Raw genomic sequence first — 22,402 nt, 5'->3', positions numbered from 1 at the left:
GTTTTTGATGCCAAGTCATAGCAATTGCTTGATTGGCGATTTAGTTGAGAAACTTCTGCTTCTTGTCGATGCCGGGTTTAGCTCACCTTGTTCTTTTTCTTGTCCAAAAAGTCAGCCAGCCTGGTGCTGGTTTCCGGATCAGACTGAACAACGGCGGCAATCAAGGCCTCGGTCAGCAAGCCGTCTTGCTGACTTTGATCGGTAATACGCGGCAATACATGAGTGATGGCGTAATTCGTCATGGGCAGATTGGAGGCAATCGTCTTGGCCAACTCCTTGGCCTTGCTCAAGGCTTCACCAACAGGAGTCAGGTATTGAGCAATACCTCTGGCAAGGCTTTCCTCGGCATAAACGCTACGTCCCGTCAGCATCATGTCTGTCATCAAACTCAAACCCGCCAGACGCGGCAGACGCACGGAGCCACCCACGCCGACGTAAAGACCACGCATCCCTTCAGGCAAAGAAAAAAATGCGGTTTCATCGACCACGCGGATATGGCAGGCCGTGGCAATTTCCAGACCGCCACCAATGGCGGCACCCGACATCGCGGCTACCACGGGCACCTTGCCGTACTGGATCAACTCAAAGGTGTCGTGCCATTCGCGAAAGAAGTGCACGCAATCAATCACCGACTGATTACGCACTTCACCCAAATCCAGGCCAGCACAAAAATGCTTGCTGGTGCTGTAGAGCACGGCGGCCCCAATCTCGCTACCTATAGTGGAAAAAACCCGCCGCAATTCATGCATCACTGCCAAGGACATGGCGTTGCGTTTTTCTGGTCGGTTCAAGCCCACCAGCAGCACCGCGCCTTCCCGTTGCACCGTTAAATACTCAAAATCCTCCATTCCCTCTTATCCCCAAGTAATTGATGTTTGCTGATCTTATGGGGACTACCAAATTCACACCTTTAAAAGCGGGTCAGTTTTTGGCAAAATTGGGCCATGAGTATTTCTCTGAATGACTACCCTCTGGAAAACTCGAACTGGGATGTGGAAGTCAGCCTGCGCGCCTTCACATCAGGATCGATTTTTCCCAACCACGTGCACCAGTGCGGGCAACTGGCTTATGCGGCGTCGGGGGTCCTGTCGATGTTCACGGAGAAAGGAAATTGGGTAGTGCCCAGCAAACGGGCGCTGTGGGTACCACCGGGTGTGGCGCATGAAATGCACATGCGCGGTGATGTCACCATGGTGAACACTTATCTGACACCCCAAGCCATCGAGCAGGCGCAACTGCCGGATAATTGCCAGGTGTTCGGCGTCTCCCCCCTGCTGCGGCACCTGTTCAGCGCGGCCATGGAGCTACCGGCTGAACGGACTGACTGCGGACGTACTCATCACGTCATTGGTTTGCTGGTGGAAGAAATCCGGCTGATGCCCAGACTGGGCCTGAGTGCTCCCCTGCCCTCTGACAGCAGATTAGGGGCCGCATGCCAGCGCTTTCTGGATAATCCGACCCAGAACATCTCTACAGACGAAATGGCCGCCTGGGCCATGCTAAGCCGCCGCACCTTCACCCGCCGCTTCAAGGAGCATATGGGCATGACCTACCTGGCCTGGCGGCAGCAAATGTGCCTGCTGGTGTCAATTACTCGTTTGGGGAATGGGGAGCCGATAACCCGAGTGGCCTCGGATCTGGGCTTTAGCAGCCCCAGCGCGTTTTCTACTATTTTTCGTCGTGCATTAGGGCAGCCGCCCAGTCAGTATCTGGCGACGAGCAAGGAAACGCCGGTTTATTGAGCGGATGTGTTGCTTGAGCAAGCAGCGGGAAGATGATCAGGCGATTGCTTGAAAGCAAAACACCCGATGAGTTTCATCGGGTGTTCAGTCCATAAGGTGCTGACGAATACTGCCCAGTGGGCAGGGCTCACATTACTGTGTTTCGTAATGCGGCGAACGGGGGCCATAAAGTATGCCGCCAGGCTGGCCTGCGCTAAGCAGCGCCTGGTTTGTCATCCCGGCCACCTGATAGCCACGATCCGACAAGGTGTTGATCACCTGATCGACCACAGCCTGAATCAACATGCCCAGAATCCCACCACCACTACCACCCGCATAGCTGACCAACTTCTGTCCGCTCCACAGCTTGGTACCCGTGCGCAGATCTACCAAGTCGGCCTCAATACTAACTGTGACCGTACTGGCCAGCACGACGTACTGCGCACCGTACTCTTTCACCGTCATATATAGTGCCGAGTCTGCGCCAAATATCTCGCGCAATTTGGGTGCTGGCACATCGTGGATATCTGTTGGTGTGACCAACCCGTTCTGCCTAAACGTTTCTTCCATCACCGCGACAGGCAGGACGTAGTAACCGGACTCTGCCAATGGCATAGTAGCTTGCGACAGCACCGCCGAAGTGGCAGCCACATCCACAGAATCGTTAAGCGGCGGAAGCACCAGAATAGAAGCAGGTTTGCTTTCACGAAATGCCGAGTAGTCAACTTCGGCCTGTGGAGCAGCACACCCTACCAAAGTCATCGCCAGGGATAGCATTGCTACCCGCATCAAATTATTGATCATGGAATAACCTTTTATTGAGCTTGGGCGGGTACATCTGCTTGCGCCGTGGTGTGGCGCAACAAGAAGTTCATGAATGGCGACGACTCCGGGAAAGCATTCTTTTCACCTTCCCATTGCTCCACGGCCTTCGCTCCATCACCCAGCTTCAAATAGAGCAAGCCCAAATGTGCTCGAAAACCGGGCGGCAAGGCCTGGTCAGCCGCACGCGCCGACTCTACATTCTCTTCAAGAGTTTGGACTTGTGCTGCATAGTCCTCACCCTCTTCTTGCAGATACGCATACACCATAGGCTGGTAAGAGTCCCAGCTATACAGGCTTTTGGGTTGTGCGCAGGCCGTCAGCACACCGACTGACAGGCAGATACCCGCCCAGCGCAGACCACGCCACAGGCGCGGACACCGTGGGGCCTTGTTGGAAAACATAAGTGAACTCATGGCCGCCTCTTATTTGCCAGCAGGCTTCCAGGCGCCTCGTTCAATGCCTTCGATCAAGTGATCAACCGCTTCACGAATAGCCAGATCCAGGACTTTCCCGTTCAGGGTGGAGTCGTAGCCGGCAGTGCCACCAAAGCCAATGACTTCCCGGTTCGACAAAACGTATTCACCCGCACCCGAAGCAGAGAAAACCACTTCCGATGTGCTGACATCGACCACATTCAGATCAACCTTGGCATAGGCCGTCTGTTCCTTGCCGCGCCCGAGAATCCCGAACAACTGCTGGTCCCCAGTCACTTTGCGGCCAAACGCCGTCACGTCGCCCGTCACAACGTAACGCGCTCCCTTGATCTGACTGGCTTGTTTATTGAAACCCGCCTCTTGAGCAATCTCGGACAGGTTGTCACGATCCAGCACCTGGAAACGGCCTGTTTGCTGCAAATGGCTAGTCAGGATTGTTTTGGCTTGTCCTCCCAAACGATCCACGCCGTCGGAAAACACACCACGCAAGTAGTTGGTACGGTTATCAAACTTACCAATGGAAATCGGGCTACGCTCACCTTGGTAGGTAGCACGAGTGGCTGCGGCTGCCGTTGTTGGAACAACTACACTTTGTGAGCGCTCGGTAGCGCATCCTGCGATTACAGCAGACAGGCTGAGCACCACGCCCACCTTGATCAAACCATTCAGCATCGTATCTCCAAGTACGTAGGTCATAGCACATACCAACGCTATGCATTAGAACAAGCGAGCCGACACTATAACAAAAAGATACACTTTGGGCTTTGCGTTTTCCCTAGGGGAAAACGCCTTCGATTCTTTATGGGCAGATGCCGGGCATCATGTTGGCCACTGATCATATTGGTGGTGATGCAAAGTGCTGTTTTCAGACATCAATGAACAAAAAAACGCTTGGAAGGCCAATATGTATGGCAAGCCCTTGATTTCAAAAGGTCTAACCATACACACGGCACTACCAAGCGTTCCTGACTTCTGAAAAATCCTTAAACGTTGAACAGGAAGTTCAGCACGTCGCCATCTTTGACGACATATTCCTTACCTTCAGCGCGCATCTTGCCGGCTTCCTTGGCGCCTTGCTCACCTTTGCAAGCGACAAAGTCCTCAAAGGCGATAGTCTGTGCACGAATGAAACCACGCTCGAAATCGGTGTGGATCACGCCAGCGGCTTGAGGGGCCGTATCGCCCACGCGGATCGTCCAGGCGCGAACTTCTTTGACGCCTGCGGTGAAGTAGGTTTGCAGACCCAGCAGGCTGTAGGCGGCGCGGATAACACGGTTCAGGCCGGGCTCTTCCATGCCCAGGTCGGACAGAAATTCGAGCTTGTCGGCGTCGTCCAGTTCAGCAATTTCAGCTTCTACGGCAGCACAGACGGCCACCACTGGAGCGCCATCAGCCGCAGCGTAGTTCTGCACGGCTTCCAGGTGCGGGTTGTTGGTAAAGCCATCTTCTTTCACGTTAGCCACGTACATAGTGGGCTTGGCGGTGATGAAGCCGTAGGATTTAATCTGGTGCAGCTCGTCTTCGTCCAACTTCAGCGAACGCACGGACTTGCCTTCGCCCAGCGCTTTCTCGATACGTTCGAGCAAGGCTACCAGCTTGGCAGCGTCTTTATCGCCTGAGCGAGCCAACTTCTGATTACGGTGTAAGGCTTTTTCAACCACGCCCAGGTCAGCCAGCGCCAATTCGGTGTTGATGATTTCGATATCAGCCAGGGGGTCCACTTTACCGGCTACGTGAATGACGTTCTCATCGGCAAAACAGCGCACTACATGCACGGTAGCGTCGGTTTCGCGGATGTTGGCCAGGAACTGGTTACCCAAACCTTCGCCCTTGGAAGCACCAGCAACCAGACCAGCGATGTCTACAAATTCCACCACGGCAGGCAAAATGCGCTCGGGGTTCACAATCTTGGCCAGATCTTGCAAACGCTGATCTGGAACCTCGACCACGCCGACGTTCGGTTCAATGGTGCAGAAAGGGTAGTTTTCAGCCGCAATGCCGGCTTTGGTCAGAGCGTTGAACAGAGTGGATTTACCAACGTTGGGCAAGCCAACGATGCCGCATTGCAGTGCCATGAGTATCCTGAAAATCAAAGAGTTATATAAACGATGCGCTATTGTAGCGCCCTTGGGCGCTACAGAGCCTGTAGACGGATCAGAACAGTCGTGCCGGGGACACAGGATAGCGCCTTGAAACGCGGGCTTGCTTAGACAGGAATGCCGTCAAACAGCTTGAGCAGGCCAATAATCAGCAAGACCGGGCCACCATTAAAGATGGCATGAAGTACGATCGAGGCACCAATGCCGCGACGCACTCGCAGCCAGGCCAGTACCAGCCCTGTCAGGCACTGGGGCAACACCAGCAAAGGCAGCAAATACCAGCTCATGCTGTTGAGCTGAAAGTTATACAAATGCAGCGCGCCAAAGGCCAGTGTTGCACCATAAAACACCCAGGGAAAGAAACGCCAATAGCGTCGCATAGACGAAAAGCGCCACGCCCTTCCCTGCAAGGCACCCACCAGTTTGCGCCACCAACGGCTGCCGGCGGGCAAAGCCTGGCGTGGCATGCCGGTATAACGGCTGATCCAGACCGCCAGGCACAAGACCAGCAAACCTTGTATCAACCACCAGCTTGGTCCCTGAAACATCAGAAACACCGCCAGCGGAACAACTGTCAGCCATTGTGATGGCCGTCTAAGCACAAAACGAAAAACCAGTTCTTCCACAATAGGTGCCCAGATAATGGCTTGCACCCAGGGAATACGCGTCGGGTCCAGACGATGCTGCGCGCCGCCCACACCCGCTACCGAGACAGCAATTGGCCCCAGTACCAGCGCATTAATCAACCAAAGCATGCCCGCCCATTGCAGCAGACGTTTCCAGGGCAAGGGGGCAAACCAGTCCAGATACCAGCCATCGCCCTGCGCTCTGCCAGGCAAGCGCCGGGCGCTGCGTGGGTGACGCAGAAAGTAAAAGAAATCTTTAAGCTCGTCCCGGAAACGCATCTGGCTGCTTGGCGCTGGCTTCATGCGTCAAGCCTTCTGGGGTGCATAAAGCTGGCGGGTCGCCTGCTCAAAGTCGCCACGCAGCAAAGCAGGCATCATGACTCGGCAACGATTCATACCGTCTTCAATCTCACGCAGCTCTTCATTGCGGGGGGTATGCAGAACAAAATTCACCACTTGCTGAGCCAAGCCCAAGGTGCGGGGGTGACCAATGCCTAAGCGCAAGCGCCAGAAATCTGGTGTACCAAAGGCAGACTGGATGTCACGCAGACCATTATGTCCGGCGTGTCCACCGCCTTTTTTTATCTTGACCTGACCCGGCAATAAATCCAGCTCATCGTGCAGAACCAGCACTTGTTCGGGCTTGAGTTTGTAAAAACGCATCAAAGCACCGGCGGCTTGTCCGGACTTGTTCATGAAGGTAATAGGTTTGGCGATGATGACGTTCTCACCTTCAAAACGCGCTTTAGCCACCCAGGCGAAAAAGGACTTTTCCAGGTTGAACGTCGCATGCAGATCATCGGCCAACTGGTCTGCCAACCAAAACCCCGCATTGTGACGGGTGGTTTCATACTCGGGGCCAGGATTACCCAGGCCAACAATCAAACGGATAGGCTCAGACATGAATGTTTTCGCAGAAAGCGCCTACGCCAGCAAGGGCGCAGGCACAAATAACAAACCCCCGCCAGCATACGCTGACAGGGGTTGATTCGCCAAGCTGCAAGCCGACCGAAGCCGGCTGGCAATCTTGATTACTCGGCGCTTTCTTCTGTTTCTTCCGAAGCAGCAGCACCACCGCCAACTGGCAAAGCAGCAGCCAGCAGAGGGTTGGTGTCATTGCCAGCGTAAGTCACGCCACGTGGCAGCTTGATGCTGTCCAGGTGCAGGTTGGCGTTGGCAGTCATGCCGCTCAGGTCCACAGTGATGGACGCAGGCAGGTTAGCTGGCAAGCAGGTGATTTCCAGCTCAGTCAGGATGTGGCTGATGACTTGGCCGCTCAGCTTGACGGCTGGGCACACATCGCCACCTTCAAAGTTCAGAGGAACTTTGGTGGTAATAGCTTGCGAAGCCAGAACGCGCTGGAAATCAACGTGCAGAACTTGCTGTTTGTAGGGGTGCCACTGAACCGAGCGCAACAGCACTTTCTCAGCTTTGCCGTCCAGCTCCATGGTCAGAATGGAAGCGTGGAAGGCTTCTTTGCGCAGGTTGTGGTAGATCTCGTTATGATCCAAAGAGATCACGACGGGCTGTTCTTCGCCACCGTAAACAATAGCAGGAACTTGGCCAGCGTGACGCAGGCGGCGGCTCGCACTCGTACCTTGTACATCACGCGACGTAGCGGTGAATTTCATGGAAAACTCCAATTTGCAGGATCATAAGATCACTGCGAAAAAACGGTAGTTGCCTACCTAGTTGACGTACGCCGCGACCAGCGCACGCTAAAAAACTTAGTCAGAGAACAAGGAGCTGACGGACTCGGCGTTCGAGATGCGCAAGATGGTCTCGCCCAACAGAGCTGCACAGGACAACTGGCGAATCTTGCTGCACTCGCGAGCTTTGGCGGACAAAGGAATGGTGTCCGTCACCACCAGCTCGTTCAACTGGGAATGCGTAATACGTTCGATGGCCTCGCCCGAGAGCACAGGGTGCGTACAGTAAGCGTAAACTGCCTTGGCACCGCGCTCTTTCAGGGCTTCAGCCGCTTTGCACAGCGTACCGGCTGTATCCACCATGTCGTCCATCAAAATGCAGGTGCGTCCGTTGACGTCACCAATGATGTTCATGACTTCGGATACGTTGGCACGTGGGCGGCGCTTGTCGATAATGGCCAGATCTACTTCCAGTTGCTTGGCCAGTGCTCGTGCGCGCACCACACCACCGATGTCAGGCGAGACAACCACCATGTCCTGGTAGTTACAACGCCAGATATCGCCCAGCAAAATGGGGGAAGCGTAGATATTGTCGACAGGGATATCGAAGAAACCCTGGATTTGGTCAGCGTGCAGATCCATCATCATGACACGATCAACACCGACCACTTGCAACATATTGGCTACGACCTTGGCAGAGATCGACACACGCGCCGAACGGGGGCGTCGATCCTGGCGGGCATAACCAAAGTAAGGGATGGCAGCGGTGATGCGACCGGCCGAAGCGCGGCGCAAGGCATCGACCATCACCATGATTTCCATCAGATTGTCGTTGGTGGGAGCACAGGTGGGTTGCAGAACAAAAACATCGCGACCGCGCACGTTCTCGTTGATTTCAACCATGGCTTCCCCGTCAGAGAAGCGACCCACCGTCATTTTCCCCAGCGACATATCAAGGTGGTTGACGACATCGACAGCAAGGCGAGGATTAGCCGTGCCGGTGAAGATCATGAATCGGTCTTGTGCCATGATGGGAGATAGATTTTGATGCAGGAAAAGCAAAGCTGTTGATCGAGACCCCTACAAGGAAACGACTCAACAGCTTTACATTATCGCAGGCTAGGCCTGAAAGGTGGCTGGGGAAGAAGGATTCGAACCTTCGCATGCTGGAATCAAAATCCAGTGCCTTAACCAGCTTGGCGATTCCCCAAATGCTTACTTAATCCAGTAGCGTAGCGGATGATCTTGCAATCCTGAACAAACCCAAGTTTGTTCGACCAGCAATTTACCACCACTTGTTTCTGCGCTACCAGAAAAATCTATTTTACTGCTATTTCGATCAATTTCAACCTGACCGATCTTGGCGCTTTGCTTGTCTCTGCACTCAACAAACAAACAAGAACCTGAGCCCGTCATTCTAGCATTCAATTTTAAACTTTGCAAACCCTGCTTTAAATTTTTTAAACCAGGATAAAGACTGAATGCCACTGACTCCAGATTATTTCTACCAAAATAAGGATTATTATCCTTGGCTTGCCAGAATTTTTCTTGCCAATCAGTAAAGAACGTCATTGTGATGGGTTTTTCATCACGTGTCAAGCATTCGGAGCTAAATATTTTTCCCGTGGATATAAATTGCGGTGGACGGATGATGATGTAATCCCGGGGCGGCATCTGAATGGCTTGCAGTTGCTCGCCCACCCCTTGCGCAAAAGCAGCCTGTCCAAAGACAAAAACCGGCACATCAGCGCCCAGGGGCAAGCCAATATCCATCAAGGCCTGACGGCTCAGGCCCAGGTTCCATAAACGGTTCAAGGCAATCAAGGTCGTGGCCGCATCGCTGGAGCCACCGCCCATCCCTGCTCCTGAAGGAATGTTCTTGATACAAGAGATGTCTACGCCTTGCCGGGTGCCTGTCGCTTGTTGCAGGGCGCGAGCGGCTTTGATCACCAGATCCTGTTGGGGCTCTACATCACTTAAGGTGCTGTGTGTCCGATGAATCTGCCCGTCGCTGCGCGGCACAAAGCTTAGGTAATCATTCAGATCGACGAAACGAAAGGCGGTTTGCAAAAAGTGATAGCCGTCTTCACGACGCCCGGTAACGTGCAAAAACAAATTGATCTTGGCCGGAGCCGGGACGTTGTAGAGCGCCATTACACAAACCTGCTCGGGCTTTACTGATCCACAACCAAACGCACGCTGATGGAGCGGTTGGCTTCGTGTCGATTCAATTGCAGCAAACGCGGGCCTTGTTCGTCGTAACGCGACAGCGTCACACGCCAGCCGGACTGCTCGAAACTGCTCAGCTTTTGTTGATCGTCTCTGCGCTCGCTTTGAACAGGGGCACTGCCCGTGCGGCCATGCAGCCAGTCACGCAAGCCTGCCACAGGAACGGGACTGCCCAAGACCTGTTCAACCAGGGCATCGGGATGGGAGGCAACTTCCTGACTGCCATCCGTGCGCTCCAGCAGGGCCTGACCTGGTAACACCCAGACACGCGCCAAGGTATTGCCCAAAGGATTGCTCAGGTCCAACATCAGCTTGCGACCATCATCGCGCCAGGAAAAGCCCCCCTGCACAGCCTCCACCTGGGAACTGGAGTGAGTCACGCTCAGCGCAAAGCGACCGGAACGAGACAAAGCGCTTGCCGCTTGGGACGCATCTGCAGCATTGCCAACATCGGGTTTGGGCGGTGTCGCACATGCGCTTAGCAAGGCAAACAGGACCAAGGCCCCTGCCCGGTTCCAGACTCGCTGTTTCAAGATACTCACGGCAGCGGTACTCCCAGACGCTTAATGGTTTCTTTCAACGTTCGGTTTTCGGCGTCCTTGCTCAGAGCAGCCCGAAATACCAGCATGGCATCATCACGACGGCCTTTTACCCACAGCACTTCACCCAGATGGGCGGCAACGTCAGCTTCAGGCAGGCGTTCGTAGGAGCGCTGCAAATACTCCAGTGCCGCTTGCAGATCACCCATACGGAACAGGTACCAACCTACGCTATCCAGAATATAGGGATTGTCCGGCTCCAGCTCCATCGCGCGTTCCAGCAAGTCCTGAGCCTCGTCCATGCGACGATTCTGATCCGCATAGGTGTAGCCCAAGGCGTTATACGCATTGGCATGGTCCGGGCGCAGTTCAATGACACGACGCATCAAGGCTTCAAACTTGTCGTGCTTGGCACGCTGCTCGTACAGCATGGCCAGGTTGTATTTGATCTCAGCGCTATCGGGCAACTCACGATCGGCGCGCTCCAGCACTTCCAGCGCCTGATCGGTACGACCGCTCTCTTGGTAAATAGAGGAATACGTCAAAGCCACGACGACCTGTTCACTCATATCGCGTGGGCGAGAGTTTTCCAAGGTAAGACGTGCTTGCGGCAGATTCCCTTGGCGGGCTTGCAGGACGGCTTTATGAATCTGGGCCTGAAAACGCAGCGCCGGTTCCTCTATCAAATCCAATTGACGAATCGCCTCGTTCATATCGCCTTGGGCTTCGGCGATTTGCACCAACGACAAACGCGCTTCGGAAATACTGGCCAAGGCGGTGTTAACGGCATCGTTCAAGGACTGGCGTCGCTGCTGCTGAACCGCAATATATTGCTCCAGCAATTTACGGGCTTGGTCATACTCTTTGGCACGAATATGAATTTCAGCCTGGGTATACAACAGATCAAAATCTTCGGGATTGGCACGCTGCAAGGCCCCCACAATAGCCTGGGCTTCGCCAAACTGCTGGCGCTCAACCAGACGGTTGGCCAGCAATAGTTGCAGCTTGCGGCTGTCCGGGTTGTCTCGCACAAAAACGCGGGCACTTTGCAAAGCAGCCGAAGGATCAACTTTGATACCGTATTCCAGCACGCGCTGCGCGGCCGCTTCAGAATGTGGGTCCAGTTTCAGGGCTTCACGCGCTTCGCGTTCCGCACGGTTCACATCACCGGCACTCCAGGCGGTGTCTGCCAAAGCCAGACGAGCGATAGGCAAGGAACGTACGGGCTGCTGCAAGGCCTTGTCCAGCACTTCCAGCGCTAGACGACGATCCACCATTTTGCTGACCATGCTCATGGCCTGCACCACGGCTTGCTCTTTATCCTGGGCACGGGAGATACGCAGCCACAAGGCATCGGCCAAACCTTCAGTCTGACCGCTGGAAGCTTCCAGCGCCAGGGCCGTCGCTTTGGCTTCGGGATCGTTGGGGGCCAGCAAGGCCCACTCTTTGGCCGCACGCAGCGCACGGCCTAAATCACGATCGGCCATGGCGTACTGAAAGGCACTTTGAGCCAGGCGCGGATCGCTGGTATCTCTTGCCAAAGCAAGAAACGTCTGGCTGGCAATATCATATTCACCGCGCGTCGCGGCGATCTCAGCAACCAAAATGCGATACAGAATATCCGGGGTCAAACCGACCAAGGGCAATTGCCCACTACGCAAACGGATGGTGTCTGCTGGCGGCTCCGCCTTGAGGATGGGAAGAGAGGTTTGTGCTTGCGCCGAAACCGCTGCAAGCAACGACATCAGGCCCAGCTTTAGTGCTAAGGTCAGAGCATTCATCCAGAAAAACCCGTGCCCTGATACGCGCGAGAAAACGCCCGATGGCACAATAAAGGAATCAGATTTGTTGATGGTATCACCCCCCCATGCCTGAACTGCCAGAAGTTGAAACAACTCGTCGCGGAATTGCGACGCTTATCCAGGGAAAAAATGTCCGACAATTCCTGGTTCACGAGCCTCGTCTGCGCTGGCCCGTGCCTGCCTGTTTACCGCAATGGATTGAAGGCCAGGCCGTCAACAATTGCACGCGTCGAGGCAAATACTTGTTGTTGCATTTTGAACAAGGCGTCCAGATCATCCATTTAGGCATGTCCGGCTCCTTGCGTCGTGTGGATCAGAACGAAGAACGCCGCAAACATGATCATGCGGAATGGATTTTTGATCAGGCCCGCTTCCTGCTGCACGACCCACGACGGTTTGGTGCGATATTATGGCACGCCCATAGGGACGGCCCTCTGGAAAACCACCCTTTACTACGTACTTTAGGGATCGAACCGTTTGATCCCTTGTTCACCCCGCAATACCTGCACCGCTACTTGCAAGGACGACGCATCGCCATCAAGCAAGCTCTACTGGGCGGCAAGATTGTGGTGGGGGTAGGCAATATTTATGCGTCCGAGTCCCTGTTCCTGGCCGGTATTCACCCCGAGCTGCCTGCCGGTGAGGTCTCCTTGCATCGCTGCGAAAAACTGCATTCGGCCATCTTGAGCACCTTGCAATCTGCTCTGGACTCAGGCGGCAGTACCTTGCGCGATTACGTCAACGCCAGTGGCGAACCGGGTGCCTACTTCGATATTCACGCCAATGTGTATGAGCGTGTGGGCAAACCCTGCACTCGCTGCCAACAGCCTATCAAACGGATAGTCCAAGGCCAACGCGCAACGTATTACTGCTCGCGCTGCCAGCGCCGCTAAGCCTCCTCTCCCCCCTCTCTAAAACACCTGATGCCCAATAAGGCAGGCAGGCGCTCGTCCGCCTGTTTCCCATCAAGCCTGCCCTATTCAGGTATTCACCTATATCTAACTGATTCGCCATAAACTAATCTGACACCATCCCTATCGACTGTGGAGTCATTTTCATGAGCAAGTCCTTCGCCTCGCATAACGACCTGGAAGACAAAGTCGTTGCCTTTGAAAAACTGTCCGACAACGCCTACGCCTACACGGCTGAAGGTGATCCCAACACGGGCATCATCATCGGTGACGAGGCCATTATGGTGATCGACACCCAGGCCACGCCTGTCATGGCTGAAGACGTGATTCGCCGCATCCGTGAAGTCAGCGACAAGCCCATCAAGTATGTCTTGCTGTCGCACTACCACGCCGTACGTGTGTTGGGCGCCTCGGCCTACGACGCCCAGGAAATCCTGGCCAGCCGCGACACCTACGACTTGATTGTGGAGCGCGGCGAGCAAGACAAGGCCAGCGAAATTGGCCGCTTCCCCCGCTTGTTCCGCAATGCCGAGTCCATTCCCCCCGGCCTGACCTGGCCCACCATGACCTTTGAAGGTCACATGACGGTAGACCTGGGCAATCTGGAAGTACACCTGATGCAAGTGGGCCGTGGCCACACCAAGGGCGACACCATTGCCTGGCTGCCCAAGCAGAAAATCCTGTTCGCCGGTGACCTGGTTGAATACCAATCCACCCCTTACGCCGGCGACTGCTACTTCCGCGAATGGCCCCGCACACTGGATCGCCTGGGCGAGTTCAACGCTGAACAAATGGTGCCAGGCCGTGGCCCGGCACTGAAAAATGCCACCGAGGTGCGTCAGGCTCTGGCCGGCACGCGCGCATTTTTGACAGACCTGTACGCCAGCGTGCAGCAAGGCGCGGCAGCCGGTAAAGATCTAAAGACCATTTACCGCGAAACCTACGATTTCATGAAGCCTCGCTACGCAGACTGGGTCATTTTTGATCACTGCATGCCCTTTGACGTGTCCCGTGCCTACGACGAAGTCAACGGTCACGAAGACCCACGCATCTGGACTGCCGAGCGCGATCTGGAAATGTGGAAACAGCTCGAAGGTCAGTAAGACGCAAGGCCGGGGAGAAAGAAAATGGGAGACATTAATTACCAGACCCTGGAGCTGACGCAAGCGCCCCCACCGGCTACCCATGCCCGCCACCCGGTGGTGGTGGTGGGTGCTGGCCCGGTGGGGCTGACCATGGCTCTGGATCTGGCGGCCAAAGGCCACCAGGTCGTGATTCTGGACGACGACACCAGTCTGTCCAAGGGATCACGGGCCATTTGCTTTGCCAAACGCACTCTGGATATCTGGGACCGATTGGGCGTGGGCTCACGCATGATGGACAAAGGTGTGTCCTGGAATGTGGGCAAGGTTTTTTTCCGCAACCAGGAAGTCTGGAGCTTTAATCTGCGGCCCGAAGAAGGCCACCAGCGCCCTGCCTTTATCAATTTGCAGCAGTACTACTGCGAAGGCTATCTATACGAGGCCGTCTGCGCCCAGCCCCTGATCGAGCTGCGTTCCGGCCATAAAGTGCTGAACGTGGTGAACCAGGCGGAAGGTGTACATCTGGACGTAGAAACCCAGCAAGGCAATTACACCCTGGAAGCAGAATGGCTGCTGGCCTGCGACGGCTCGCGCTCGGCCATTCGCCGTGCCTTGGGTGAAAGCAGCAGCGGACGCGTGTTCAAAGACCGCTTCCTGATTGCCGATGTACGCATGCAGGCCGACTTCCCCGCTGAACGCTGGTTCTGGTTTGACCCGCCTTTCCATCCCAATCAATCTGTTCTGCTGCACAGCCAGCCGGACAATGTCTGGCGCATCGACTTCCAATTGGGCTGGGATGCCGACCCGGTTGAAGCCGTCAAACCCGAAAACGTGCTGCCCCGCATTCGCGCTCTCCTGGGAGCCGACGCCCCCTTTGAGCTGGAATGGGTCAGCATTTACACCTTTGCCTGCGAGCGCATGGAACGCTTCCGCCATGGCCGTATTCTGTTTGCCGGGGACTCGGCCCACCGTGTCTCGCCTTTTGGTGCACGCGGCGCCAATAGCGGTATCCAGGACGCCGACAATCTAGCCTGGAAGCTGAATCTGGTTCTGAATGCCCAGGCTCCCGACAGCCTGCTGGACAGCTATAGCCATGAACGTGAACTGGCCGCGGACGAGAACATCCGCCACTCCAGCCGTTCAACCGATTTCATTACCCCTAAAAGCGAAGTCAGCCGCCTGTTCCGTGATGCGGCCCTGATCCTGGCACGTCGCCACGCCTTTGCCCGTGTACTGGTCAATAGCGGCCGCCTGTCTTTGCCCAGCGCCTATCCGGACAGCCCCTTGAATACGGCTGACACACACGAGTTTTCTGCAAGTGCCACCGCGCTAGGCGCCTGCGTGCCCGATGCACCTGTTCAAAAGAACGGTCAGGACGATTGGTGGCTCGCTCAATTAGGAGCCGGTTTCACCCTGCTGGAGTTTGGCGAAGGCCAGGTCAAACAACCTGAAGCAATCGAGGAACTGGTCGCCCAAGGGCTGTTGACCCGCCTGCGCGTCTGGCCCGCAGGCACTAGCGCAGCCCAGGCCCAAGGCGGCATCATCGACAGCCAGGATATGCTGCGCCAACGTTACGACGCTCAGCCCGGTTCCTGCTATCTGATCCGCCCTGATCAACACCTGTGCGCCCGCTGGCGTCATCTGGACGGACAAGCTGTCCAGACTGCCATACACAAAGCCTGTGGCCATTTCCTGGAGAGTGCTTCATGTCTACACTGAATACCGATACCCCCCTGGAACGGGCTGACGATTTCTACCAAATGTTGATCGATGCCCACCAAGGCCTGAGCACGGCACAAAGTCATGCCATGAATGCCGCTTTGGTACTTTTGCTGTGCAATCATGTCGGCTCGCTGGATGTGATCAAGCAAGCCTTGGATGCCGCCCGCCAGACCTGCCTGGAGCAGGCTGCCTGAATCTGGAGACCCCTAATGAGCTCGTTGAACTATCAGATTGGTTTTGGTAACGCTTTTGCCACCGAGGCGCTGCCCGGTGCGCTGCCCATTGGACGCAATTCGCCCCAAAAGTGTCCGTATGGCTTGTATGCCGAGCAGTTGTCCGGCACAGCCTTTACCGCGCCGCGTGCCGACAACCGCCGCTCCTGGCTGTACCGCATTCGCCCCAGCGCCAAGCAAGGGGCATTTACGGCCTTTGAAGGCGCTCCTTATTGGAATGAAGACTTCGGACAAGGCCCGGCCAACCCCAACCGTTTGCGCTGGAACCCGCTGAACCTACCCGGCAAGCCAACCGATTTTCTGGCCGGCGTCCATACCTGGGCAGGCAATGGCAGCAGTGATTCGCAAAGCGGCATTGCCATCCATCTGTACGCCATCAACCAGTCCATGGGACGGCGCGTGTTCTATAACGCCGACGCCGAAATGATGTTCGTGCCTGAACAGGGTCGCCTGCGTCTGGTCAGCGAACTGGGCATCATGGAAATCGAGCCTTGCGAGATTGCCGTCATGCCGCGTGGCGTACGCTTCAAGGTCGAGTTGCTGGACGACGTGGCACGCGGTTATCTGCTGGAAAACTTCGGTGCTCCCCTGCGTTTACCTGAACTGGGCCCGATCGGCTCTAACGGCCTGGCCAATGCCCGTGACTTCAAGACACCCGTGGCCTGGTATGAGGACGTGAACGAGCCTCATGAGCTGGTCACCAAATTCACAGGCGGCTTCTGGGTTGCCCAACTGACGCACTCACCGTTGGATGTGGTGGCCTGGCATGGCACGCACGCCCCCTACAAATACGATTTGCGCGACTTTAACGTGATCGGCTCGATCAGCTATGATCACCCCGACCCGTGCATTTTCAGCGTACTGACCTCGCCCTCCGACACCCCCGGCACGGCCAACCTGGACTTCGCCATTTTCCCTCCACGCATTCTGGCCATGGAAAACACCTTCCGCCCACCGTGGTTCCACCGTAACTTCGCCAGCGAATTCATGGGACTGATACACGGTGTGTACGATGCCAAGGCCGACGGCTTTGCACCGGGCGGCTCCAGCCTGCACAATTGCATGAGCCCGCATGGCCCCGACGCCAACACCTTTGACAAGGCCAGCTCTGCGGACCTGAGCAAGGCGGACTATCTGCGCGGTACCATGGCCTTTATGTTCGAGACACGCAAAGTTATCCGCCCCTCGCCACAGGCCTTGCAAAGCGGCAGTCTGCAAGCCAATTACGATGCCGTCTGGGACGGACTGGAAAAACACTTCTCTACGGAACAAAAGGCATGACCCGACCTTATCTGAATGACACTCACGACCCCAAGCTGCAAAGCTGGGTGCCCGGCGCGAACGAGGCCGATAACGGTTTCCCCATCCAGAACCTGCCCTTTGCCGTGGCCCGTCGCCGTGACAGTCAGGAGGACTTTCGCGTCATGGTGGCCATTGGCCCTTACGCGCTGGACCTGGGGCTGTTGGCCAGCGATACTCCCTGGCACGGCCAAGCCGCCGACGCCTTGGCCGCTTGCGTCAAACCTGCACTCAATGAGCTGATGGCCTTGGGCCAGGAATACTGGAGCGCGCTACGTGCGGCCTTGTCGCATGACCTGCGCCAGGGTGCTTCGGCCGAGTCGCGCCTGCGCCCCATGCTGATCGAGCGCAGCAAGCTGGAATACGCCCTGCCCGCCCAAATTGGCGACTACACCGACTTCTACATTTCCGTGCACCACGCAACGGCGATAGGAAAACAGTTCCGCCCCGATGCGCCCTTGCTGCCCAACTACAAGTGGGTCCCGATTGGCTACCACGGTCGCGCCTCCAGCATCGGCGTATCCGGCCAGCAGTTCCCACGTCCTGTCGGCCAGACCCGCCCACCCGAGGGGCAGGAGCAGCCCAACTTTGGTCCTTGCCAACGCCTGGACTTCGAGCTGGAAATGGGCATTCTGATTGGCAAAGGCAACGAAGCGGGTCACCGTATCCCTATCGCTCAGGCAGACGAGCACGTTTTTGGTCTGTGCCTGTTCAATGACTGGTCGGCCCGCGATCTGCAGGCCTGGGAATACCAACCTTTGGGCCCTTTCCTGGCCAAGAACTTTGCCTCGACGATCTCCCCTTGGGTGGTGACGCTGGAAGCCCTGGCTCCCTTCCGTCGCCCATTCAACCGCCCCGAGTCCGATCCTCAGCCTCTGCCCTATTTGCAGGATCAGGCCAACCAGGAAAGTGGCGTTCTGGACGTGGAACTGGAGGTGTACCTGAGCACCGAGCAGTCTCGTCAGCAAAAGAAAGATCCGGCCTTACTCTCGCGCAGCAACTTCAAGGAAGCCTATTGGACCGTGGCCCAACTGGTCGCCCACCACAGCGTCAACGGCTGCAATCTGCAAACCGGCGACCTGCTGGGTACCGGCACCTTGTCCGGCCCAGCCAAAGGTCAGGAAGGCTCCTTACTGGAGATGAACCAGGGCGGTAAAAACCCCATTGATCTGCCTTGGGGCGAACAACGCAAGTTCCTGGAAGATCAGGACGAGATCATCTTGAAGGGCCAGTGCCGTCAAGAGGGCTACCCGACCCTGTCTTTCGGTGAGTGCGCCGGACGCGTATTGCCTGCCATACCTTAAGCACAGGCGGCCCATGCCTGCCAAGGTCTGATTGGCAAGAGACGCTTGCTTGTGAACGACACCCCGAAGCCCGCATCTGGCTTCGGGGTGTTTTTACGTACCAGCTCTCAAAAACAGGACTCGTTAAAACGACAAAGGGGACTTGACGTCCCCTTTTGCAGATTAAAAACCACTAAGCAGGCAATTGCTTGCGTCTGGCCCAAGACCACAGGATATAAAACAGCGCACAGCCGTACAACCCTAAAACAGCACCTGAGGCCAACACTTGGCTAATGAAATGGTAGCCCTGCATAATGCGCAAAAAACCAAACAGCAAACCTGCGCTGATACCCAGCACAAAGCCCCCGATGGCCAACTTGCGGCACCCTATCATGAGGCCTACAAAAAACAGGGACAAGAGCACAAAGCCAGATGCGGCATGGGCACTGGGCAAGGCATTGCCCGCCTGCGCCCAAGAGTGCGCCCAAAAATAGTCAGGCATGGATTCTGTACCACCAAACATGGCCAAATTAAAGGGACGCGGCATAGCGGTCAGATGTTTCAGCACACCCACTAACAAGGGGCCACTGCCCATGAAGAAAGCCGCCCCCGCCCAAGCCAATTGGCGGCACGAGCCCTTGGGCTGGCGCCAAGCCACCATCGTCCATATGACTGCACCGCCAAAAGGGACGAACCACACCAGTCTGCGCCCGAACAAATCCACAAAAGGCTGCAGACGCCAGGAGAAGTCCTGGACTTGCGAATCATAGAAATAGGCGCTGAGTGACAGATCCGTTGCCGAACCCATCGTCACTGCCGCGACGATTCCCAAAACCGTAAACAAGACGGCACTGGCAACGATATAAGGACGAAAAAACATCTACACACCAAGTAACTTCGGTCAGTCGGGCAATACCTTACCGGGGTTCATGATTCCCAAAGGATCCAGCGCCGTCTTGATTTGCTTCATCAAGGCCAGGGAAACGGGATCTTTATAACGTGGCAGCAGTTGGCGCTTGAGTTGACCCACACCATGCTCGGCGCTGATCGAACCATTGAAGCGGTACACGCTGTCATGTACCAGGGCGTAAATCTCGTCCTGGCGCTTTAACAGCTCTTGTTCCGTGAAAGCCGTCCCACGCGCCACGTTGTAGTGCAAGTTGCCGTCGCCCAGGTGCCCGAACGTTACGTTTTCCAGACCGGGGAAGGCTTCCTGCAAGGCCTTGTCCGTCTCATGCACAAATTGGGACATCACAGACACGGGAAGGGAAACATCATGCTTGATGCTTTTGCCATAGGTTTTTTCAGCCAGCGGAATGCTTTCACGCAAGTGCCAGAGCGCCTTGCTTTGTGCAATGGTCTCGGCAATGACGGCGTCTTGCACCAAGTCTTGCTCCAGGGCCTGACCGATCACGCTTTCAAAGCGCTCGCGGGCATGCTCCAGGCTCTCGCTGTCGGACAGCTCCAGCAAGGCATACCAGGCCGCTTTTTCTGCCGGGCCCTGGAAGGGCATGCGTTGATCAGGATAGCAATGCAGCACGGCTTGCAGGCAATTGCCTGCAATCAGCTCAAAGCCGGTCAAGGAAGCGGCCAGACCCTGACGGGCCAGCGCCAACACTTGTATGGCATCTTCAATGGTGTTCAGCGCCAGCAAGGCGGTACATGCCGCTACTGGCTGGGGATAGAGCTTGATGGTGGCGGCGGTGATGATGCCCAGGGTACCTTCGCTACCAATGAACAGGTTGCGCAGGTCGTAGCCGGTATTGTCTTTACGCAAGCCAAGCAGACCATGCAGGATCTCGCCCTGGGCCGTCACGACCTCCAGCCCCAAAGTCAGGTCACGAGCATTACCGTAACGCAGAACCTGTGTACCACCCGCATTGGTGGCCAGATTACCACCAATGGTGCAACTGCCTTCTGCGGCCAGACTTAAGGGAAACAGGCGCTGATGGTCGCGAGCAGCTTGCTGCACGTTTTGCAAAATGCAGCCTGCTTCCACCACCATGGTGTCGTTTTCCGTATCCACACTGCGAATCTTGTTCAAGCGCTCCAAAGACAGCACTAGTGCTGTCGCGCTATTGTCCGGCGTCGCCCCCCCACACAAGCCGGTATTGCCGCCTTGAGGGACGATGGGCACACGATGCTCGGCGCATAGACGCACGACCTGGGCCACTTCTTGCGTCGTTGCAGGCCGGGCCACCGCCAAAGCAGTACCGATATAGCGTCCACGCCAATCTTCCAGGTACTGCTGCATGGATTGTCCCGTCAGCACGTGCTGCTGACCAATACGCTGTTCAAGTTCGTTCAGAAAAGTCATGACCCAAGCCACTCAAGAAAAACAATCAGGCGCTCTTGCTGTCGCGCTACAGCTCTTAATGGTAACTCACGAAAGCCGGGGACATTCGCGCTAAACTGCTTTCTTTGTTTATCCCCTTCAGGACGCGACGTGACCCAACTTCCTGCCCTACCGACTGCCGTATTCAAAGCCTACGATATTCGAGGCACGGTCCCCGAACAACTGAATCCTGACTTTGCCTACCAGCTCGGCCTGGCGTTGGCCGCCTCTGCCCGTGAACAAGCCGTCCAAACCTTAGTCGTGGGCTATGACGGCCGTCACAGCAGCCCGGCCTTGTCTCAAGCCCTGCAAAAAGGCATTCAGGCCGGTGGGGTCAATACCGTAGATCTGGGCATGGTTCCTACTCCCGTCGTCTATTTTGCGGCCAATGTGCTGGAAACCGGCTCGGGCGTGGCCATCACGGGCAGCCATAATCCGTCCAACTACAACGGCTTCAAGATGATGATGGCTGGCAAAACCTTGCACGGCCAGGACATCCAGAGCCTGATGAAGCGCATGCAAGCCGGTATTGAACCAACGGCTCAGGCAGGCACGGGCGAGAAAAAGGACTTGCTGGGCCAGTATGTCAACACGATCGCTGAACGTGTCAAACTGGCCCGTCCCATGAAAATTGCCCTGGACTGTGGCAACGGCGTGGGTGGCGTTGTGGCCGCCCGCCTGTTCAAAGCTCTGGGCTGCGACGTGGATATGCTGTTTGAAGAGGTCGATGGCAGCTTCCCCAACCACCACCCTGACCCGGCCGAGCCGCACAATCTGCAAGACCTGATCGCCCATGTTCAAAACACGGACTGCGAAGTGGGCCTGGCCTTTGACGGCGATGCCGACCGCCTGGGTGTGGTGACACGCTCCGGTCAGATCATCTGGCCCGACCGTCAATTGATTCTGTACGCACGCGACATTTTGCAGCGTGAACCCGGCTCCACCATTATTTTTGACGTGAAATGCAGCCGCCACGTTGCCCTGGAAATTGCCAAGGCCGGTGGTGAACCTTTGATGTGGCAAACCGGCCATTCGCTGATCAAGGCCAAACTGGCCGAGACAGGCGCTCCTTTAGCTGGCGAGATGAGCGGCCACGTGTTCTTCAAGGAAGGCTGGTACGGCTTTGACGATGGCCTGTATACCGGTGCACGCCTTCTAGCGATTCTTTCACGCGGCGACAACCCGACGGCCGAGCTGGAAGCCTTGCCACAAGACCTGTCTACACCGGAACTGAAGCTGCCTCTGGCCGAGGGCGAGCCGCATGCCTTGATTGCCCGCCTGCAAAAAGAAGGCCGTTTCCCCAGTTCCAATCAACTCAATACGATTGATGGTGTACGTGCCGAGTACCCGGATGGCTTCGGCCTGGCTCGTGCCTCCAACACCACACCGGTCATTGTGCTGCGCTTTGAAGCGCAGTCCCAAGAGGCGCTGGATCGAATTCAGGGTGAATTCCGCGCGGCACTGCTGGCCTTGAAGCCGGATGCTGCTTTGCCTTTCTAAGCTTGCTGCCCCCAAGGGGGCACTTTTTACCAGGGGCGACTAGCCTTGGCGCGACCCGGCGGTAAGAAAAGAGCTGAACTGTCTCTGAAACCGTGGATTCAACCCCAAGTCAC

General features: G+C 56.1%; 22 protein-coding genes and 1 tRNA gene. 8 read left to right on the top strand and 15 right to left on the bottom strand.

All coding sequences use genetic code 11. The features are described from left to right. Positions 1–77: 77 nt before the first annotated feature. Positions 78–848 carry a crotonase/enoyl-CoA hydratase family protein gene (locus AC6I6N_RS10375; RefSeq protein WP_125277088.1) on the bottom strand — a complete coding sequence of 257 codons (771 nt, stop codon included), beginning with the start codon at positions 846–848 and terminating at the stop codon, positions 78–80. A gap of 96 nt (positions 849–944) precedes the next feature. Between AC6I6N_RS10375 and AC6I6N_RS10370 the strand changes: the two genes are divergently transcribed. After that, positions 945–1,742, top strand: coding sequence for an AraC family transcriptional regulator (locus tag AC6I6N_RS10370; protein WP_094195619.1), 798 nt, complete (start codon positions 945–947; stop codon positions 1,740–1,742). A 132-nt stretch (positions 1,743–1,874) separates the two neighbouring features. Here the strand turns inward: AC6I6N_RS10370 and AC6I6N_RS10365 are convergent, their stop codons facing one another. From AC6I6N_RS10365 to AC6I6N_RS10310, 12 genes are all read right to left on the bottom strand, one after another. Further along, complete coding sequence (locus tag AC6I6N_RS10365) at positions 1,875–2,525, bottom strand: DUF799 domain-containing protein (RefSeq protein ID WP_094195618.1); 651 nt, start codon at positions 2,523–2,525, stop codon at positions 1,875–1,877. An 11-nt stretch (positions 2,526–2,536) separates the two neighbouring features. Then, positions 2,537–2,959, bottom strand: a complete 423-nt coding sequence (locus tag AC6I6N_RS10360) for a DUF4810 domain-containing protein (RefSeq protein WP_497943490.1) — start codon at positions 2,957–2,959, stop codon at positions 2,537–2,539. A 9-nt stretch (positions 2,960–2,968) separates the two neighbouring features. Then, positions 2,969–3,652 (bottom strand): CsgG/HfaB family protein, encoded by a 684-nt coding sequence (locus tag AC6I6N_RS10355; protein ID WP_094195616.1) that lies wholly within the window; start codon positions 3,650–3,652, stop codon positions 2,969–2,971. Positions 3,653–3,963: 311 nt separating this feature from the next. Next, positions 3,964–5,055, bottom strand: a complete 1,092-nt coding sequence (gene ychF, locus AC6I6N_RS10350; protein ID WP_094195615.1) for a redox-regulated ATPase YchF — start codon at positions 5,053–5,055, stop codon at positions 3,964–3,966. Positions 5,056–5,186: 131 nt separating this feature from the next. Further along, the gene (locus tag AC6I6N_RS10345) at positions 5,187–6,008 is read right to left on the bottom strand and encodes a CPBP family glutamic-type intramembrane protease (RefSeq protein ID WP_094195614.1); all 822 of its coding nucleotides are present in this window, start codon (positions 6,006–6,008) and stop codon (positions 5,187–5,189) included. Positions 6,009–6,011: 3 nt separating this feature from the next. Next, positions 6,012–6,608: an aminoacyl-tRNA hydrolase gene (gene pth / locus AC6I6N_RS10340; protein ID WP_094195613.1), complete on the bottom strand. Its 597-nt coding sequence runs from the start codon at positions 6,606–6,608 to the stop codon at positions 6,012–6,014. Positions 6,609–6,736: 128 nt separating this feature from the next. Next, the gene (locus tag AC6I6N_RS10335; protein WP_094195612.1) at positions 6,737–7,336 is read right to left on the bottom strand and encodes a 50S ribosomal protein L25/general stress protein Ctc; all 600 of its coding nucleotides are present in this window, start codon (positions 7,334–7,336) and stop codon (positions 6,737–6,739) included. A gap of 96 nt (positions 7,337–7,432) precedes the next feature. Further along, complete coding sequence (locus tag AC6I6N_RS10330; protein WP_162496912.1) at positions 7,433–8,383, bottom strand: ribose-phosphate pyrophosphokinase; 951 nt, start codon at positions 8,381–8,383, stop codon at positions 7,433–7,435. A gap of 104 nt (positions 8,384–8,487) precedes the next feature. Further along, positions 8,488–8,564 (bottom strand) — tRNA-Gln (locus tag AC6I6N_RS10325). Positions 8,565–8,569: 5 nt separating this feature from the next. Then, positions 8,570–9,508 (bottom strand): 4-(cytidine 5'-diphospho)-2-C-methyl-D-erythritol kinase, encoded by a 939-nt coding sequence (gene ispE, locus AC6I6N_RS10320; RefSeq protein ID WP_497943489.1) that lies wholly within the window; start codon positions 9,506–9,508, stop codon positions 8,570–8,572. 20 nt (positions 9,509–9,528) lie between these two features. Then, positions 9,529–10,125: an outer membrane lipoprotein LolB gene (locus AC6I6N_RS10315; protein WP_121738076.1), complete on the bottom strand. Its 597-nt coding sequence runs from the start codon at positions 10,123–10,125 to the stop codon at positions 9,529–9,531. After that, on the bottom strand, positions 10,122–11,867 hold the full coding sequence (locus AC6I6N_RS10310) for a tetratricopeptide repeat protein (RefSeq protein WP_238988589.1): 1,746 nt from the start codon (positions 11,865–11,867) through the stop codon (positions 10,122–10,124). Before AC6I6N_RS10310 ends, AC6I6N_RS10315 begins: the two co-directional genes overlap by 4 nt. A gap of 122 nt (positions 11,868–11,989) precedes the next feature. On the opposite strand from AC6I6N_RS10310, the gene mutM reads away from it, so the two are divergent. The 6 genes from mutM (at position 11,990) to fahA (ending at position 18,475) form a co-directional block, all read left to right on the top strand. Beyond that, on the top strand, positions 11,990–12,817 hold the full coding sequence (mutM, locus tag AC6I6N_RS10305; protein ID WP_094195607.1) for a bifunctional DNA-formamidopyrimidine glycosylase/DNA-(apurinic or apyrimidinic site) lyase: 828 nt from the start codon (positions 11,990–11,992) through the stop codon (positions 12,815–12,817). Positions 12,818–12,981: 164 nt separating this feature from the next. After that, a complete protein-coding gene (locus AC6I6N_RS10300) occupies positions 12,982–13,938 on the top strand; it encodes an MBL fold metallo-hydrolase (RefSeq protein WP_094195606.1) in 957 nt (318 codons plus the stop codon). A 24-nt stretch (positions 13,939–13,962) separates the two neighbouring features. Next, positions 13,963–15,636, top strand: a complete 1,674-nt coding sequence (locus tag AC6I6N_RS10295; protein WP_125277090.1) for an FAD-dependent oxidoreductase — start codon at positions 13,963–13,965, stop codon at positions 15,634–15,636. After that, positions 15,624–15,833 (top strand): DUF2783 domain-containing protein, encoded by a 210-nt coding sequence (locus tag AC6I6N_RS10290; RefSeq protein ID WP_009461092.1) that lies wholly within the window; start codon positions 15,624–15,626, stop codon positions 15,831–15,833. The genes AC6I6N_RS10295 and AC6I6N_RS10290 overlap by 13 nt, the downstream gene beginning before the upstream one ends. A 15-nt stretch (positions 15,834–15,848) precedes the next feature. Further along, positions 15,849–17,153 carry a homogentisate 1,2-dioxygenase gene (hmgA, locus tag AC6I6N_RS10285; protein WP_094195604.1) on the top strand — a complete coding sequence of 435 codons (1,305 nt, stop codon included), beginning with the start codon at positions 15,849–15,851 and terminating at the stop codon, positions 17,151–17,153. Continuing rightward, positions 17,150–18,475, top strand: coding sequence for a fumarylacetoacetase (fahA, locus tag AC6I6N_RS10280; RefSeq protein WP_094195603.1), 1,326 nt, complete (start codon positions 17,150–17,152; stop codon positions 18,473–18,475). Before hmgA ends, fahA begins: the two co-directional genes overlap by 4 nt. Before the next feature lie 172 nt (positions 18,476–18,647). Here fahA and AC6I6N_RS10275 read toward each other — a convergent pair whose 3' ends face one another. Then, entirely contained in the window at positions 18,648–19,334 is a 687-nt protein-coding gene (locus tag AC6I6N_RS10275) for a phosphatase PAP2 family protein (RefSeq protein ID WP_094195602.1), read from the bottom strand. Positions 19,335–19,355: 21 nt separating this feature from the next. Further along, positions 19,356–20,771 (bottom strand): FAD-binding oxidoreductase, encoded by a 1,416-nt coding sequence (locus tag AC6I6N_RS10270; protein WP_497943488.1) that lies wholly within the window; start codon positions 20,769–20,771, stop codon positions 19,356–19,358. 129 nt (positions 20,772–20,900) lie between these two features. Between AC6I6N_RS10270 and AC6I6N_RS10265 the strand changes: the two genes are divergently transcribed. Further along, complete coding sequence (locus tag AC6I6N_RS10265; RefSeq protein ID WP_094195600.1) at positions 20,901–22,289, top strand: phosphomannomutase/phosphoglucomutase; 1,389 nt, start codon at positions 20,901–20,903, stop codon at positions 22,287–22,289. Positions 22,290–22,402 lie beyond the last annotated feature (113 nt).

The organism is Alcaligenes sp. LTN-3 (assembly GCF_059735605.1).
The sequence above is the reverse complement of the archived record's forward strand: the minus strand, read 5'-3'. Positions and strand labels throughout refer to the sequence as shown.